Raw genomic sequence first — 16,041 nt, forward strand, 5'->3', positions numbered from 1 at the left:
CGTGCATGGTTGCATGCACCGGCGGTTTTGCTTTGCATCGCGTTCAACCGTTCATCAACAGCACCGGCCGACGCGTCCTTGGTAGCGCGCGTCCTGGCGTTCGCGAAAGAAGTCTGCGTACGTCATGACGGCCTGGTCGGGATGGGTCTCCTGCATGTGGCGCACGTACGTGTCGTAGTCCGGCACGCCGACCATCAGCCGCAGCGTCTGGCCAAGGTAGCGGCCGAAATTTTCGAGTTCTTCGCGCATGCCCGTGCTCATGCGCCCAGCGCTTCGTACGGCGTTTCGTTGGCGGTCGGGCGGCTCGCGGCGCGCGCCTTGAGTACCGTGCGCAGGCCATACCAGGCGATGCTGACCACCACGAGAATGAACAGGCCGCACAGGAATGCGTCGATGCGGTCGTTGAGCACCACCTGCCGCATCTGCGCCATCGACTTGGCCGGGGCCAGCAGCTTGCCTTCGCCGATCGCGCTGGCGTATTTGTTGGCGTGCGCCAGGAAGCCGATCTTCGGGTCCGGATCGAACAGCTTCTGCCAGCCGGCCGTGAGCGTGCAGATCAGCAGCCAGATGGTCGGCAGCAGCGTCACCCACACGTAGCGATCGCGCTTCATCTTGACCAGCACGCAGGTGCCCAGCGTCAGCGCAATCGCGGCGAGCATCTGGTTGGAGATGCCGAACAGTGGCCACAGCGTGTTGATGCCGCCCAGCGGATCGACCACGCCCTGGTACAGGAAGTAGCCCCACAGTGCGACGGTCGCGGCCGTGGCAATGAGGTTGGCGACGAGCGAATCCGTGCGCTTGAGCGCCGGCACGAACGTGCCCAGCAGATCCTGGAGCATGAAGCGCCCCGCGCGCGTACCTGCGTCCACGGCGGTGAGGATGAACAGCGCCTCGAAGAGGATCGCAAAGTGGTACCAGAAGGCCATCATGGCCTGGCCGCCCACCACCTGGTGCAGGATGTGCGCCATGCCCACGGCCAACGTCGGGGCGCCGCCTGCACGGGCGAGGATGGTGTTCTCGCCGACGTCCTTGGCGGTCTGGATCAGCACGTCAGGTGTGATGACGAAGCCCCAGGTGGACAGCGTCTGGGCCACCGTGTCCGGCGTGGCACCCACCAGCGCGGCCGGGCTGTTCATCGCGAAGTACACGCCCGGGTCGATGACCGAAGCAGCCACCAGCGCCATGATGGCGACGAACGATTCCATCAGCATTGCGCCGTAGCCGATGAAGCGCGCCTGGCGTTCGTTCTCCAGCAACTTGGGCGTGGTGCCCGACGAGATGAGCGAGTGGAAGCCCGACACCGCGCCGCACGCAATGGTGATGAACAGGAACGGGAACATGTTGCCCGACCACACCGGGCCGCCGCCCCCAGCAAACTGCGTGAGCGAAGGCATCTGCATCTGCGGCGCGACGATCAGGATGCCGATGGCCAGGGCCAGGATCGTGCCGATCTTCAGGAACGTCGACAGGTAATCACGCGGGGCGAGCAGCAGCCACACCGGCAGCACCGAGGCGACAAAGCCGTAGCCGATCAGCATCCACGTGAGGGCCTTGCCGTCGAACGTGAACAGCGGCGCGAGCGCGGCGTTTTCGTGCACGGCCTGACCGCCGATGATGGCCAGCATCAGCAGCACGAAGCCGATGATGGAGATCTCGCCGATGCGGCCCGGGCGGATGTAGCGCACGTACACGCCCATGAACAGCGCGATGGGAATCGTCGCGGCCACCGTGAAGGTGCCCCATGGCGATCCGACCAGCGCCTTCACCACGATCAGCGCCAGCACGGCCAGGATGATGATCATGATGAGGAACGCGCCAAACAGCGCGATCACGCCGGGCACCGTGCCCATCTCGCTCTTCACCAGATCGCCCAGCGAGCGGCCGTCGCGGCGGGTGGAGATGAACAGCACGATGAAATCCTGTACCGCCCCGGCAAATACCACGCCGGCCAGAATCCACAGCATGCCGGGCAGATAGCCCATCTGTGCGGCCAGCACGGGGCCCACCAGCGGACCTGCCCCGGCAATGGCCGCGAAGTGGTGGCCGAACAGCACGTGCTTGTTGGTGGGAACGTAATCGAGCCCGTCGTTGTAGCGCCAGGCGGGCGTTTTGCGGGTGCCGTCCAGGCCGAGCACCTTGTCGGCAATGAAGCGGCTGTAGTAGCGATACGCGATCAGGTAGATGCATACGGCGGCCACCACCACCCATAGCGCGCTGACTGCCTCGCCGCGCGCAAGCGCAACGGTGGCAAAGGCAGACGCGCCAAGAATGGCGACGACCAGCCAGATCAGGTGTTGCCTGACGAAGCTCATGTCGGTCTCCTCGAACCTTGGTCGAAGTTGTTTGCTGAACGCGGGATGTGGGTTCATCCCTGCAGTAAGTCCTGCCCCGTGACAGGGGCGTGTAGTATTTGCCAGCCCTGCCCCGCGCCACAAGCGGAGGACTACGCAGCGCACGTCCGTAGTTCTACGCAGAGGGCGCCACACCTGACCGAGACCGCGCCGCCACCTTGCGATGCCGCAATCCACGCCGCGTTTTGCCATGAAGCTCCGCCAGAAGATCCTGCTGCTCGCCGTCGCACCGCTGACCATCGCCATGCTGGCGATCATGCTGACTGTGCGGCATCAGTCGATTGCGCTGGCGCGGCACGAGCGGCAACTGGTGGAATCGGCCTACCTGCAGGCCAAGGAAACCGAGCTGCGGTCTTACGTAAAGCTTGCGCAGAGCGCCATCGCGCCGTTGCTTGCGTCCGGCCAAAGCGGTGACCCAGCACGGGACGAAGCCACGCGCGATGAAGCCATGCGCACCCTCGCCCGCCTCGACTTTGGCACCGACGGCTATTTCTTTCTCTATGACCTGCGCGGCCGCAACCTGATGCACCCGCGCCAGCCCGAACTGGTCGGGCGCGATCTGTGGGACCTGACGGACTCCGGCGGCCAGCCAACCATCCAAAAACTGGTGGCTGCCGCGCAGGCCGGTGGCGGTTTCGTGCGCTACATGTGGGACAAGCCATCGACGCACCAGAGCGTGCCCAAGCTGGGTTATGTCGAGCCGATTCCGCAGTGGGGCTGGATGGTCGGCACCGGTCTGTACTTGGACGACATCGAACAGACCTTGCGTGAGATTGACCGGCGTGCGCAGACCAATATCGACCAGACGCTGGCCTGGGTGGTTGGCATTGCCGCGATCAGCATCCTGCTGGTGGCCGGCAGCGGTTTGGCGCTGAACGTGAGCGACCATCGCCAAGCCGATGCCAAGCTGCGCCAGCTCGCGCAGCAGGTGGTGAAGTCTCAGGAAGACGAACGCGCGCGCGTCTCGCGTGAGCTGCACGACGGCATCAGCCAGGTGCTGGTGTCGACCAAGCTGCTGCTGGAAACCGCGCACGGTCATCTTGAAGCGGCGCCAGCATCGCCGTCGTCAATCGAACGGGCGGCCGGCATGTTGCGCCGCGCGCTCGATCGGTTGAACGGTGCGCTGGGCGAGGTGCGGCGCGTGTCGCACAATCTGCGTCCCGCCCTGCTGGATGATCTCGGCTTGGCCGCTGCGCTGGAGCTGCTCGTGCGCGAAACGCGCGAGGCGCACGAAGACAGCCAGCCGGGGTTTGCGATCGCGCTAGAACTTGTCGGCCCGCCCGTGCAGTTACCGGACGCGTGCAACACCGCGCTGTTCCGCATTGCGCAGGAGGCTGTCTCGAACATCGAGCGCCATGCCACGCAAGCCACGCGCATCGGCGTGTTGCTTGAAAACGATATCGATGCCGTGCGCCTGTCCGTTCGCGACAACGGCCCCGGATTCGACGTGGAATCCGTGCAGGTGGACCCGCAACACGGCATCGGCTTGCGCAACATGCGTGAGCGCATGGCCGCGCTGGGCGGCACCTGTACCATCGCCTCCGGCCCGCACGGCACCGAGGTGTGCGCCGTGCTGCCGCATGGCGTCATCGCTCAACTGGCTTCTGCCCCCTCTTCTCCGCTCGTATGAATATGCGACCACCCGCGTCCGTCAAGTTGCTTCTCGTCGACGATCACCCGCTCGTGCGCGATGGCGTGCGCGTGCGGCTGGAAGCCGTGCCGCATTTCGAAGTGGTGGGCGAAGCCGGTGACGCCGATGCCGCCCTGCAGGCCGCGCGCACACTGTCCCCCGATCTGGCGCTGATGGACATCGGCATGCGCGGCATGAACGGCATCGCCCTGACCGAGAAGTTTGCCGAGGAGTTTCCCGAGATTGCCGTGCTCGTGCTGTCGATGCACGACAACCTGGAGTACGTACGGCAGGTGATTCGCGCCGGCGCGCGTGGCTACGTGCTCAAGGACGCGCCCGCCAGCGAGCTGGTCGAGGCGATCGACGCCGTGCTGGCCGGCCGACCGTTCTACAGCGCGCAGCTGGCAATGCGCATGGCCGAGCAGGCTGTCATGCCCACGCCGGTAGAGGCGCTGACCCCGCGTGAGCGCGACATTCTCGACGGCATCGCCAAGGGCTATGCCAACAAACGCATCGCCGACGAGCTGGGCTTATCCGTGCGTACGGTGGAATCGCACCGCCTGAACCTCAAGCGCAAACTCGGCATCGAGGGGCAGGCGGAGCTGGTGAAGTTTGCGGTGGAGTTGGGAAAAGGCCGCTAGACGCCCTTCGTGCCATCCACGTAATCGCGCACCATCGCTTCGAACGAGGTGTCGCGGCCAAAGCCCATCGCATCGGCGCGCGAGGTATCGAAGCGTGCCGGCCAGCTTTGCACGATGGCCTTGATGCGCGCGTCCGGCTCCCAGCGGATGCGCGAGACCGGCGCATCGCCCGCCACCTTGCGCAGCGCTTCCACCATCTCACGCACACGCACCGTAATGCCCGGCAGATTCAATGAACGGCGATTGCCCCATGCCGACGCCGGCAGCGTGTACGCGTGCAGCAGCGAGGCCACCACCTGGCGCGGCGAGGCAAGCCACAGTTCGGTCTCGGCTTCCACCGGGCAGATGGCTTCCTCGCCAGACAGCGGCTCGCGGATGATGCCGCTGGCAAAGCTCGATGCGGCGCCGTTCGGCTTGCCTGGGCGGACTGACACCGTCGGGATGCGCACGGCGCGGCCGTCGACGTAGCCCTTGCGCGAATACTCGCCCACCAGGTATTCGCCCATCAGCTTCTGCACGCCGTACGAGGCCTGCGGCGTGGCCGCTGTGTCGTCGGTAACAACGGCGGGCAGTTGACCACCGAACACCGCCACCGAGCTGGCGAACAGCACGCGCGGGGCACGGCCGGTCTTGGTGTGCTGTGCTCGCAGTGCGTCGAGCAACGCGCGCGTGCCGTCCAGGTTCACGCGCATGCCCAGGTCGAAATCGGCCTCGGCGGTGCCGCTCACCACGGCGGCCAGGTGGAACACGCCGCCCACGTTTTCGTCGATTACCTGGGCGATGAGGGCCGGATCGGCGGCATCGCCGGTCACGTAGCGCACGCGCGCATCGGCAATCTGGCCGGCCACCTGGTCCAGCACGATGATGGTCTCAACCGGCTGTACCGAGCCGTCCGCGCCGGGCAGGCCCGGTTGCTCGAGCAGTGCCGCCAGCACGCGCTGGCCCAGGAAACCGGCGCCGCCGGTGATGACGATGTTCATGGTGTCTCCTTGTTGCCTGACGTAAGCCGCCGGGCGTTTTGATCGATGCCTAGGGTAAACAGGGATGAAGCTCTGCGACTCAACTTGTATGATGACACGACGAATTTACGCTTGCCAAGACATCCCCGCCACCATGTTTGAACGACTCGACGCCGCACCCTCCCTGTCCGACCGTGTGGCGCAGACCCTGATGGACAAGATTGACGCGGGCGAACTGCGCCGCGGCGAACGCATGCCCTCCGAAACCGTGCTCGGTCAGGAATTCGGTGTGAGCCGCACGGTGATCCGCGAGGCCATCTCGCGTTTGCGCCATGAAGGCGTGGTCGAAGCGCGCCAGGGCAGCGGCGTGTACGTCACGCAGCAGGCCGGCCTGAAACCGCTGCGTATCGACGCGGCGCAGGCCGGCTCGATCGATGCCGTGCTGCACATCATTGAGCTGCGCCGTGCGCTGGAAGCCGAGGGCGCAGCGCTGGCTGCCCAGCGTCGCACCGATGCACAGATGATCGAGATCGACGCCGCACTCGACGGCATCGACGCTGCCGTGGCGGCCGGCGGTGACGGCGTGGCCGAAGACCTGCGTTTTCACCACGCCATCGCAGCCGCCAGCGGCAATCCGTTTCTGGTGCAGGCGCTCGGCTTCTTCAGCCAATACCTGGAAGAGGCGATCGGCGTGACGCGCAGCAACGAAGCGCGCCGCGAAGACTTCGCGCGCCAGGTGCGCGACGAGCACCGCGCCATCGTCGAGGCCGTGCGCAACCACGATGCACTGGCCGCGCGCACTGCCGCGCAGACCCACATGTTCAATGCCGCACGTCGTTTGGCCGAAGGCCGCGATGCAGCGCAAGACTGATTTCAGGAGCAATTCATGACGCAATCGGCGGTTGATCGGAAGGTCGGCGTGATCGGACTCGGCGCCATGGGTTTGGGCATTGCCAAGACCCTGCGCAACCATGGCTACACCGTGCATGCCTGCGACGCGCGCCCGGGTGCCGCTGCGGATTTCGCCAAGGAAGGCGGCGTCGACTGCGCAACGCCGGCCGAGGTGGCGGCCGGCGTGGACGTGGTGGTCTCGGTGGTCGTCAACGCCGCGCAGACGGAAGCCGTGCTGTTCGGCGAGGGCGGCGCAGCGAGCGCCATGCGATCGGGTAGCACCTTCGTCATGTGTTCCACGGTGGACCCGAACTGGTCGATTGCGCTGGAGGCACGTCTTGCCCAGCAGGGCATCCTGTACGTGGATGGCCCCATCTCGGGCGGCGCTGCCAAGGCCGCGTCGGGCCAGATGACCATGATGACCTCGGCCACGCCCGAGGCGTATGCCGCAGCGGGCCACGTGCTGGACGCCATGGCCGGCAAGGTTTATCGCCTGGGCGACAAGGCTGGCGCGGGCAGCAAGGTCAAGATCATCAACCAGTTGCTGGCGGGCGTGCATATCGCCGCTGCGGCTGAAGCCATGGCGCTGGGCCTGCGCGAAGGCGTGGCGGCGGATGCGCTGTACGAAGTCATCACCCATAGCGCCGGCAACAGCTGGATGTTCGAAAACCGCATGGCCCACGTGCTGGCCGGCGACTACACGCCGCTGTCGGCCGTCGACATCTTCGTCAAGGACTTGGGACTCGTGCTCGATACCGCGCGTGCGACCAAGTTCCCGCTGCCGCTGGCGGCCACCGCGCACCAGATGTTCATGCAGGCGTCCACGGCCGGCTACGCCAGGGAAGATGACTCCGCCGTGATCAAGATCTTCCCGGGGATCACGTTGCCGGAGGGCCAGCCGAAATGAGTGCAGCGCACACTTCCCGCCCGGTCCTCGGTTGCATCGCCGACGACTTTACCGGCGCCACTGACCTTGCCAACATGCTCGTGCGCGCTGGCATGCGTACCGTGCAGACCATCGGTGTGCCACAGGCCGGCGATGAAGCCATCGCCGCCGATGCGGATGCGATTGTCGTCGCGCTCAAGTCGCGCACGATTCCTGCGGCCGATGCCGTGGCGCAGTCGTTGGACGCACTGCGCTGGCTGCGCGCGCAAGGCTGCTCGCGCTTCTTCTTCAAATACTGCTCGACCTTCGACTCCACCGACGACGGCAACATCGGCCCCGTGGCCGAGGCGTTGATGGCCGAACTGGGCGCCGATTTCACATTGGCCTGCCCCGCGTTTCCGGAGAACGGCCGCACGATTTTCCGTGGCCATCTGTTCGTGGGCGACGTGCTGCTCAACGCGTCGGGCATGGAGCACCATCCGCTGACGCCGATGCGCGATCCGAACCTCGTGCCGGTGCTCGCGCGCCAGTGTGCGGGCAAGGTTGGTTTGCTGCGTTACGACACCATCATGCGCGGCGCGCAGGCCGCTCGCGACCAGGCCCAGCAACTGCGCGCCGACGGCGTGAAGCTGGCAATTGCCGATGCCATTTCCAACGATGACCTGATCGTGCTGGGCGAGGCGTTTGCCGATCTGCCGCTGCTCACGGGCGGCTCGGGCTTGGCGCTTGGCTTGCCGGCGCAATACCGCCGCGCGGGGCTGATCACCGCGCACGGTAATGCGGCGCAACTGCCGGCAGTGGCCGATTCGGCGATCGTGCTGTCGGGCAGCTGCTCGCGCGCGACAAACGCGCAGGTCGCGCACTGGCGAGCATCGCGCCCCGCGTTCCAGATTGATCCGCTAGCGCTGGCCGAAGGTGCGCCGGTGGTCGTCGAGGCCCTTGATTTCGTGCACCGCCATGCCGGCCAGACGGTGCTGGTGTACGCCACCAGTGCGCCGGAGCAAGTGGCACGTGTGCAGCAGATGCTGGGCGTGGAGCGCGCCGGCAAGCTGGTGGAAGACGCACTGGGCCGCATTGCACGCACGCTCCATGCCGATGGCGTGCGCCGCTTCGTGGTGGCCGGCGGCGAAACATCGGGCGCGGTGGTGCAGGCGCTCGATGTGCGCGCGCTGCGCATCGGCCCGCAGATCGACCCGGGTGTGCCCTGGACGGCCACCATCGACAACGATCCGGTTGCACTGGCATTGAAGTCCGGCAACTTCGGAACGGTGGATTTCTTCGAGAAGGCGCTCGCGCAACTGGCGCAGGCCACCCAGGAGGCAGCGGTATGAGCGCGGCCGCCGAAAATGCACTGCGTGAAGAGATCGCCCGCGTTGGCCAGAGCCTGTATGCACGTGGTTACACCGTCGGCACGGCGGGCAATATCAGCGCACGCTTGCCAGACGGCTGGCTCATCACGCCCACCGATGCCTGCCTCGGCACGCTGGACCCGGCGCGTATTGCCAAGGTGCTGGCGACCGGCGAGTGGGTCGGCGGCGACAAGCCGTCGAAGACGCTCGCCTTGCATCGCGGCATCTACGACCGCAACGCCGACGCGCATGCCGTGGTACACACGCATTCGACGCATCTCGTGGCGCTCACGCTGGCGGGCGTCTGGCACGAAGCCGATGTGCTGCCGCCCATCACGCCGTACTACGTGATGAAGGTCGGTCACGTGCCGCTCATCACGTATCGGCGACCGGGGCATCCGGATGTGGCTGCGCAGATTGCTGCGCTGGCCAATGACGTGCGTGCCGTGCTGCTCGATCGACTGGGCCCCGTGGTGTGGCACGGCTCGGTGTCGAACGCGGCCTACGCGCTGGAAGAACTGGAAGAAACCGCACGGCTTTGGTTGATGACCGAACCCAAGCCCGCACCGCTGTCCGACGCGCAGCTCGACGAACTGCGCCAGACATTCGGGGCCCGTTGGTAGCAACCGGTAGCAACCGGTAGCGCCCGCTGCACGGCCCACATAACACCTACATCGGAGACCACATGAACACCTCGACCGCTACCCCGGCGGCGTTGCCTTCGCACGCCGTTTCAAAAGAGGACAGCGTCTATGCGCGCGTGTCGCGCCGCATCGTCCCGCTCATCATGCTGTGCTACGTGGTCGCCTATCTCGACCGTGTAAACGTTGGGTTTGCAAAGCTGCAGATGTCGCAGGCGCTGAATTTTTCCGAGACGGTATACGGGCTGGGTGCCGGCATCTTCTTCATCGGCTACTTCCTCTTCGAGGTGCCGAGCAACCTGCTGATGAACAAGATCGGTGCGCGTATCTGGATCGCGCGGATCATGATCACGTGGGGGTTGATCTCGGGCGCATTTGCATTCGTGCAGACGCCCACACAGTTCTATGTGATGCGCTTTCTCCTGGGTTTGGCGGAAGCGGGTTTCTACCCCGGCATCATCCTGTACCTGACGTACTGGTATCCGTCGCATCGGCGCGCACGCATTGTGGCGATGTTCATGGCAGCCATTCCCATCTCGGGCATCTTTGGCAATCCGCTGTCGGGCTGGATCATGAGCGCGTTCCACGGGGCAGGCGCAGGCGGCTGGCAGGGCTGGCAGTGGATGTTCGTGATCGAGGCAATTCCTGCTGTGCTGGTCGGCCTGCTGGTGCTCTGGAAGTTCGACGACAGCATCCGCAAGGCCAAGTGGCTGTCGGAAGACGAGAAGCAGATCCTCGAAGCCAACATCGCCGCCGATAACAAAGGCAAGACCGAACACCCCGGCATCGGCAAGGTGTTTTCCGACCCGCGCGTGTGGATGATGAGCCTGATCTACTTCACCTTCGTCATGGGTCAGTACGGGCTGACGTTCTGGATGCCGACGCTGGTGAAGAACGCCGGTGTGACAGACACCTTCATGGTGGGGGTGCTCTCCGCCATTCCATACGTATGTGCGGCGATCACCATGGTGCTGATCGGCCGCAGTGCCGATGCACGCCGCGAGCGTCGCTGGCACCTGGTGGTGCCGGCGCTGATGGGCGCAGTCGGGTTTGCCGTGGTGGCGACCGCGGGGCACAACGTGGCGGTGTCGGTCGTGTTCCTCTCATTGGCCGCCGCGGGTGTGCTGACGTGCGCGCCGCTGTTCTGGTCGCTGCCGACAGCCTTCCTGCAGGGCACCGCCGCCGCTGCCGGTATTGCCGCCATCAACTCGGTCGGCAACTTGGCCGGCTTCGTGAGCCCCTATATGATCGGTGCGCTCAAGGACATGACCGGCAGCACATCCGCGGGCATGTATGCGTTGGCGGGCGTGCTGGTGCTCGGCTGTATTGCCGTGTTGCGTACGCCGCCGAAGCTGGTCAACAAATAAGCAATCGTATCCAGAGGTTTATCATGCCGCGCTTTGCCGCCAACCTGTCCATGATGTACCAGGAACACGCGTTCCTCGACCGCTTTGCCGCCGCGGCAAAAGATGGCTTCGAGGGCGTAGAGTTCCTCTTCCCCTACGACTTCGATAAGGCGGATATCCGCGCCCGTCTTGACGACGCGGGCCTCGCACAGGCGCTGTTCAATGCCCCGCCGGGCGACTGGGCTGGCGGCGAGCGCGGCATCGCCTCGTTGCCCGGTCGCGAAGAGGAGTTCAGGCGCGGCATTGCGACAGCGCTGGAGTATGCGCAGGTGCTCGGCAACACGCGTCTGCACGTGATGGCCGGCCTGCTGCCCGCCGGTGCAGACCGCGCACGCCATCACGCCACCTACGTGAGCAACGTCGCCTACGCTGCGCGCGAAGCTGCCGGTGCGGGAATCACCATCGTGCTGGAGCCGATCAACACGCGCGACATGCCGGGCTTCTTCCTAACGCATCAGGCGCAGGCGCATGCGGTGTGCAAGGAAGTCGGCGCGACCAACGTCAAGGTGCAGTTCGACCTGTACCACGCGCAGATCATGGAGGGCGATCTGTCGGTCAAGCTCAAGCAGTACGTCGCTGATGTCGGTCACGTGCAGATTGCCGGCGTGCCCGATCGCCACGAACCGGACGAAGGCGAACTGAACTATCCACACCTCTTTGCGTTGCTGGATGCGCTTGGCTACAACGGCTGGGTCGGTTGCGAATATCGGCCGCGTGCCGGCACGAGCGAAGGGCTCGGCTGGCTCAAGCGCTGGCGCGAGCGCCCACGCTGATCGGCATTGCCTCCAACAAGAACGGCCGGAGCTGCATGCGCAGTCCGGCCGTTGTCTTTTGAGGCGCCGCTTACGACTTGCAGGCGCCGAGGTAGCGGCCCTGATAGTGGAAGCCGCTCTTCATCGGCCCGAACTGCGGATGCTGATACTGGCCATTGCCGCTGATGTTGTACGAGGTGGGCGTGAGCGGGCCGCTGGCTTCCAGCACGCCCTTGCCACCCTGCGGGTCTTCGCACGACAGCGTGACCTTGAGCGTGCCCAGCGTGTAGTTCCAGCGCGTGAGCTTGCAGCCTTGCTGGTCGCGGCGGATGGACCGCTCGAACATGGCGCGCACGTCGCCGGCATCGTTCGCGTTCAGGCAGCCGCGTTCGGGGCGGCTCGCCACCTGGCGGCCTTGGTCGTCAAAGTGAGGCAACGGCTTGCCGTTCAGCGTCACGCTCGTCGTGCTTTCCCACAGGCCCGGCGTGACTTCCTGCGCGTGCGCGCCCAGCGTCAGTCCAGCCAGCCCGGCCAGCAGTACACCGCCGCACCACAGCTTCATGTTCGATTCCTTGATAGAGAGAGAGGTCGCGACCATCCCATCGCCGCGCGGCATGCGGGGCGACAGAATGGTCGTCAGGGGATGAGTCAGGCGGGGCGAGTCGCCCCATCCGACCTGGGCTCAGGCGCCCAGGCGCACCGGTTCCTTGGTCAGCGAACGCGACGTCGGCATGTGGCCGTACGACGGCAGCTCGGACTTGCGGGTCGCGGTTTCCAGCTGCATGCCGATCGCTTCGGCAGCATGCAGGGCGGTTGCGCCGCTGGTGCCGACCACGAGGCGATAGCCGCCGCCGCGCACGGTCTGGATCAGGCCATCGCACGGCGTGCCGGCCAGCGCTACGCGTAGCTTGCGCACGTGCACATCCACGGTGCGCTCACCCACGAATACATGGTTGCCCCACACGCGGTCCAGCAGTTGCGTGCGCGAGTGCACGCGTTGCGGGTGCGCGACGAGAAAGTGCAGCAGGCGGAACTCCAGGGGGCTGAGCGGAATGGCGCGGGAGCCCGTTTCGGTGTGCGCGGTCACGCCCAGCGTGAGTGGATCAAGGCGCAGGCCATTGACCTGCAGGATGTCGTCGCCATGCTGATGCGGCGCGCGGCGGCGCAGTACGGCGCGGATGCGGGCATGCAGCTCGCCCGTGTCGCACGGCTTGACGACGTAGTCATCGGCACCGGCGTCGAGCGCGGCAATCTTGGCGCGCGCATCGCCATGACGGGACAGCACGATGACCGGCAGGCCGCGCGTCTGCATGTTGGCGCGCACGGCCAGCAGCATGTCGATCGACTCGCGCTCGGGCCATGTCCACTCCATCAGGAGCAACTCAGGCATGGCGGCCAAGATGGCAGCCTGTGCCTGGCCCGGATGGCTGACCCGTTGAACGTCGTGTCCACCATCACGCAGGGAAAACGACAGACGCTCCCCCTCTGCCTGGTCGTGTTCGACCAGCAAGATCTGAATACCCACTTTGTGATACCTCCCGTCTAACCAGCCGACACACTCCGGCGAGCAGCCTTGCGGCTGCGCTCTGCTGTCTGCGGTGCGCGTTGTTATGAGTGCCATGCGGGCAATTGCGCGTGTACTCGCATGTCGGTTCCTGCGGGCGCTGTTGCCTGGCCGTCGGCCTTGCGCGGATCGTCATGCTGCTGTTCCCGTCGACGATCGCCAGCGGAGCCTCCTGGGTGGCGTCCAGGGTGGTCCTGAGAAAGGTCTGCAAACCCCTCGGTGCCTGCTGCAGCGTGCCGAACCATGCAATCGTTTGCACGGTTTGCGGCGTTGCTTGCGCGCAATCCGAGCCAGCGCCCCCCCGAGCGCCGGTGAAGTGGGGATCCCCCACCTCCGTTGGCATAAGGCTTGTTAGCCCTCTCCCGTTTCCTCTAATCATGAACCCCCCTCTGGCTCAGAGAGAAGGGATTCCGTTTTGCCGGATTATAAGAATCCCGTAGGGATTCGTCACGCAGGAATTTTAAAATTTGGAAATTCATTCAATCCGACACGCATTGGAATCCGCCGGTTGACATGCACTCTTCACAAAGCTATGCCAGGCAACGTTCTTGGCCGATGTCATGCGTGCAATGATTCAAGTCCGGCATAAATGCATGGTGATTATGCTCGCTCCGGCATAATGGCCGCGCTCATGTGCGTTTCGGTATTTTTTACAAAACAATTCAATTCGCTAAAAATCAATTGATCTGTTTTGTTGGAAGGGGTAATTCGCGCGATTTAAAACTTTAGGATTACTGCCCGTTGTTTGGGCAACCTTCGATGGGCGGACGAAAAAAAGCCCGCGCGAGGCGGGCTTCTTGTCCTGGTGCGGAGGCTGGGACAGGCGTCAGCCGTTCAGGCGTTCTTCCAGGCGGGCCTTGGCGTCGGGCAGGGCCTGCGGCAGGCCGTGCGCCAGTTTCGTGAACAGCTCGTCGTGCAGCGCCAGTTCCTGCTTCCAGGCGTCCGCGTCCAGCGAGATCACCTTGGCGAACTGCTCGGCTGTGAAGTCCAGGCCGTCCCAGCTCAGTTCTTCGTAGCGCGGCGACACGCCAAAGACGTGCTCATCGCCCTGCGCCTGGCCTTCGATGCGATCGATCATCCACTTGAGCACGCGCATGTTCTCGCCAAAGCCCGGCCACACGAACTTGCCGTTCTCGTCCTTGCGGAACCAGTTCACGCAGAAGATCTTCGGCAGCGTGGCGCCGCTCTCGGTCAGCTTCTCGCCCACCTTGAGCCAGTGCGCGAAGTAGTCGGCCATGTTGTAGCCGCAGAATGGCAGCATGGCGAACGGGTCGCGGCGCACCACGCCTTGCTGGCCGGCCGCGGCGGCGGTGGTTTCCGAGCCCATCGTCGCGGCCATGTACACGCCTTCGGTCCAGTCGCGCGCTTCGGTCACGAGCGGCACGGTGGTCGAGCGGCGGCCGCCGAAGATGAACGCATCAATGGGTACGCCGGCCGGGTTGTCCCATTCCGGATCGATCGACGGGCATTGCGCGGCCGGCGCCGTGAAACGCGCGTTCGGATGCGCAGCCTTGCGGCCGGTTTCCTTGGCGCTGGCGGGCGTCCAGTCCTGGCCTTGCCAGTCGATCAGGTGCGCCGGCGGCGTGTCGGTCATGCCTTCCCACCACACATCGCCGTCGTCCGTGAGGGCCACGTTGGTGAAGATGACGTTCTCTTTGAGCGTGGCCATCGCGTTGAAGTTGGTCTTCTCGCTGGTGCCCGGGGCCACGCCAAAGTAGCCGGCTTCCGGGTTGATGGCGTACAGGCGGGTCTGGCCGGCGGCGTCCTTGCGCGGCTTGATCCAGGCGATGTCGTCGCCGATGGTGGTCACCTTCCAGCCGCTCAGGCCTGCCGGCGGAATCAGCATCGCAAAGTTGGTCTTGCCGCAGGCAGACGGGAAAGCCGCCGCCACGTGGTACGTCTTGCCTTCGGGCGACGTCACGCCCAGGATCAGCATGTGTTCGGCCAGCCAGCCTTGGTCGCGGCCCATGGTGGAGGCGATCCGCAGCGCGAAGCATTTCTTGCCCAGCAGCGCGTTGCCGCCGTAGCCGGAGCCGAACGACCAGATTTCGCGCGTTTCCGGGAAATGCACGATGTACTTGGTCGGGTTGCACGGCCACGGCACGTCCTTCTCGCCGGCGGCCAGCGGCTTGCCGACGGTGTGCACGCACGGCACGAAATCGCCGTCGGTGCCCAGCACGTCGTACACCGCGCGACCCATGCGGGTCATGATGCGCATGTTGACGGCCACGTACGGGCTGTCCGACAACTCCACGCCAATGTGCGCGATTGGCGAGCCCAGCGGGCCCATCGAGAACGGCACCACGTACAGGGTGCGGCCGCGCATGCTGCCGTCAAACAGGCCGTTCAGCGTCTGGCGCATCTCGGCCGGGGCCGTCCAGTTGTTGGTGGGGCCAGCGTCTTCCTTCTTCTGCGAGCAGATGAAGGTGCGGTCTTCCACGCGCGCCACGTCCGACGGGTCCGACAGCGCCAGGTACGAGTTCTTGCGCTTGGCCGGGTTGAGCTGCTTCATCGTGCCGGCGGCCACCATCTCGGCGCACAGGCGGTCGTATTCCTCTTGCGAACCATCGCACCATACGATGCGTTCCGGCTTGGTGAGCGCCGCCACCTCGCCCACCCACGCGATCAGGCGCGGATGTTTCACGTAATCGGGCACGTTCAATGCGGGCACGCCCTGCATCACGGGTTGATTCATGACCAAAACTCCAATGGAAGTGAGAAAGAAATCGGTGGCGGATCAGCACGGTGGCCGCGCCCAGCGGCAGGGTGGAAAGCGATCGACGGCACCTCAAGGGCAGGCCGGATCAGCGATTTCCAGAGGGAGAGGTAAGGCAGGCGGAGGGACGGTAGCCGTGCTGATTTCACATTCAGTTACAAAGCGGTGCGCTGACGGAACGTGGGTTTTTCCGGGCAGCGGGGGCCGCGTGCGCTAAAGTGGCGGGACCGAGGTCAACAGACCCTAGAACAAGGA

14 protein-coding genes are annotated in these 16,041 nt (G+C 65.2%); 8 read left to right on the top strand and 6 right to left on the bottom strand.

Translation table 11 applies throughout. The annotated features are described in order from the left end of the window. Positions 1-54: 54 nt before the first annotated feature. Together R2N16_RS23315 and R2N16_RS23320 are read right to left on the bottom strand one after the other, a co-directional pair. Positions 55-249: a YbdD/YjiX family protein gene (locus tag R2N16_RS23315; protein ID WP_316669061.1), complete on the bottom strand. Its 195-nt coding sequence runs from the start codon at positions 247-249 to the stop codon at positions 55-57. A gap of 8 nt (positions 250-257) precedes the next feature. After that, positions 258-2,312, bottom strand: a complete 2,055-nt coding sequence (locus tag R2N16_RS23320; protein WP_316669063.1) for a carbon starvation CstA family protein — start codon at positions 2,310-2,312, stop codon at positions 258-260. 229 nt (positions 2,313-2,541) lie between these two features. Between R2N16_RS23320 and R2N16_RS23325 the strand changes: the two genes are divergently transcribed. Together R2N16_RS23325 and R2N16_RS23330 are read left to right on the top strand one after the other, a co-directional pair. Further along, positions 2,542-3,981 carry a cache domain-containing protein gene (locus R2N16_RS23325; protein WP_316669065.1) on the top strand — a complete coding sequence of 480 codons (1,440 nt, stop codon included), beginning with the start codon at positions 2,542-2,544 and terminating at the stop codon, positions 3,979-3,981. Next, positions 3,978-4,622, top strand: coding sequence for a response regulator (locus R2N16_RS23330; RefSeq protein WP_316669067.1), 645 nt, complete (start codon positions 3,978-3,980; stop codon positions 4,620-4,622). Before R2N16_RS23325 ends, R2N16_RS23330 begins: the two co-directional genes overlap by 4 nt. On the opposite strand, the gene denD is transcribed toward R2N16_RS23330, so the two are convergent. Further along, a complete protein-coding gene (gene denD, locus R2N16_RS23335; protein WP_316669070.1) occupies positions 4,619-5,602 on the bottom strand; it encodes a D-erythronate dehydrogenase in 984 nt (327 codons plus the stop codon). The genes R2N16_RS23330 and denD overlap by 4 nt on opposite strands. 133 nt (positions 5,603-5,735) lie before the next feature. On the opposite strand from denD, the gene R2N16_RS23340 reads away from it, so the two are divergent. From R2N16_RS23340 to otnI, 6 genes are all read left to right on the top strand, one after another. Beyond that, complete coding sequence (locus R2N16_RS23340) at positions 5,736-6,452, top strand: FadR/GntR family transcriptional regulator (RefSeq protein ID WP_316669073.1); 717 nt, start codon at positions 5,736-5,738, stop codon at positions 6,450-6,452. A 15-nt stretch (positions 6,453-6,467) separates the two neighbouring features. Beyond that, positions 6,468-7,379 (top strand): L-threonate dehydrogenase, encoded by a 912-nt coding sequence (ltnD, locus tag R2N16_RS23345; protein WP_316669076.1) that lies wholly within the window; start codon positions 6,468-6,470, stop codon positions 7,377-7,379. Next, positions 7,376-8,689 (top strand): 3-oxo-tetronate kinase, encoded by a 1,314-nt coding sequence (gene otnK / locus R2N16_RS23350; protein WP_316669078.1) that lies wholly within the window; start codon positions 7,376-7,378, stop codon positions 8,687-8,689. Before ltnD ends, otnK begins: the two co-directional genes overlap by 4 nt. Then, positions 8,686-9,330 carry a 3-oxo-tetronate 4-phosphate decarboxylase gene (gene otnC / locus R2N16_RS23355; RefSeq protein ID WP_316669080.1) on the top strand — a complete coding sequence of 215 codons (645 nt, stop codon included), beginning with the start codon at positions 8,686-8,688 and terminating at the stop codon, positions 9,328-9,330. The genes otnK and otnC overlap by 4 nt, the downstream gene beginning before the upstream one ends. Before the next feature lie 62 nt (positions 9,331-9,392). Next, complete coding sequence (locus R2N16_RS23360; RefSeq protein WP_316669082.1) at positions 9,393-10,715, top strand: MFS transporter; 1,323 nt, start codon at positions 9,393-9,395, stop codon at positions 10,713-10,715. 23 nt (positions 10,716-10,738) lie between these two features. Then, the gene (gene otnI / locus R2N16_RS23365; RefSeq protein WP_316669084.1) at positions 10,739-11,527 is read left to right on the top strand and encodes a 2-oxo-tetronate isomerase; all 789 of its coding nucleotides are present in this window, start codon (positions 10,739-10,741) and stop codon (positions 11,525-11,527) included. 70 nt (positions 11,528-11,597) lie between these two features. On the opposite strand, the gene R2N16_RS23370 is transcribed toward otnI, so the two are convergent. The 3 genes from R2N16_RS23370 to R2N16_RS23380 all read right to left on the bottom strand — a co-directional run bounded on the left by R2N16_RS23370 (position 11,598) and on the right by R2N16_RS23380 (position 15,765). Further along, positions 11,598-12,068, bottom strand: coding sequence for a DUF3617 domain-containing protein (locus R2N16_RS23370; protein WP_316669109.1), 471 nt, complete (start codon positions 12,066-12,068; stop codon positions 11,598-11,600). A gap of 120 nt (positions 12,069-12,188) precedes the next feature. Then, complete coding sequence (locus R2N16_RS23375; RefSeq protein WP_316669085.1) at positions 12,189-13,031, bottom strand: winged helix-turn-helix domain-containing protein; 843 nt, start codon at positions 13,029-13,031, stop codon at positions 12,189-12,191. Positions 13,032-13,896: 865 nt separating this feature from the next. Further along, positions 13,897-15,765 (bottom strand): phosphoenolpyruvate carboxykinase (GTP), encoded by a 1,869-nt coding sequence (locus tag R2N16_RS23380; protein ID WP_316669087.1) that lies wholly within the window; start codon positions 15,763-15,765, stop codon positions 13,897-13,899. Positions 15,766-16,041: the final 276 nt, after the last annotated feature.

The organism is Ralstonia psammae, from assembly GCF_958405935.1.
Taxonomy (GTDB): domain Bacteria; phylum Pseudomonadota; class Gammaproteobacteria; order Burkholderiales; family Burkholderiaceae; genus Ralstonia; species Ralstonia psammae.

What these genes read in the sequence shown, in the direction of transcription:
- R2N16_RS23370 (WP_316669109.1), bottom strand. Translation starts at nt 12,068, where the DNA reads ATGAAGCTGTGGTGCGGCGGTGTACTGCTGGCCGGGCTGGCTGGACTG.
- R2N16_RS23340 (WP_316669073.1), top strand. Translation starts at nt 5,736, where the DNA reads ATGTTTGAACGACTCGACGCCGCACCCTCCCTGTCCGACCGTGTGGCG.
- R2N16_RS23320 (WP_316669063.1), bottom strand. Translation starts at nt 2,312, where the DNA reads ATGAGCTTCGTCAGGCAACACCTGATCTGGCTGGTCGTCGCCATTCTT.
- R2N16_RS23330 (WP_316669067.1), top strand. Translation starts at nt 3,978, where the DNA reads ATGAATATGCGACCACCCGCGTCCGTCAAGTTGCTTCTCGTCGACGAT.
- R2N16_RS23380 (WP_316669087.1), bottom strand. Translation starts at nt 15,765, where the DNA reads ATGAATCAACCCGTGATGCAGGGCGTGCCCGCATTGAACGTGCCCGAT.
- denD (WP_316669070.1), bottom strand. Translation starts at nt 5,602, where the DNA reads ATGAACATCGTCATCACCGGCGGCGCCGGTTTCCTGGGCCAGCGCGTG.
- otnI (WP_316669084.1), top strand. Translation starts at nt 10,739, where the DNA reads ATGCCGCGCTTTGCCGCCAACCTGTCCATGATGTACCAGGAACACGCG.
- otnK (WP_316669078.1), top strand. Translation starts at nt 7,376, where the DNA reads ATGAGTGCAGCGCACACTTCCCGCCCGGTCCTCGGTTGCATCGCCGAC.
- R2N16_RS23315 (WP_316669061.1), bottom strand. Translation starts at nt 249, where the DNA reads ATGCGCGAAGAACTCGAAAATTTCGGCCGCTACCTTGGCCAGACGCTG.
- R2N16_RS23325 (WP_316669065.1), top strand. Translation starts at nt 2,542, where the DNA reads ATGAAGCTCCGCCAGAAGATCCTGCTGCTCGCCGTCGCACCGCTGACC.
- R2N16_RS23360 (WP_316669082.1), top strand. Translation starts at nt 9,393, where the DNA reads ATGAACACCTCGACCGCTACCCCGGCGGCGTTGCCTTCGCACGCCGTT.
- otnC (WP_316669080.1), top strand. Translation starts at nt 8,686, where the DNA reads ATGAGCGCGGCCGCCGAAAATGCACTGCGTGAAGAGATCGCCCGCGTT.
- ltnD (WP_316669076.1), top strand. Translation starts at nt 6,468, where the DNA reads ATGACGCAATCGGCGGTTGATCGGAAGGTCGGCGTGATCGGACTCGGC.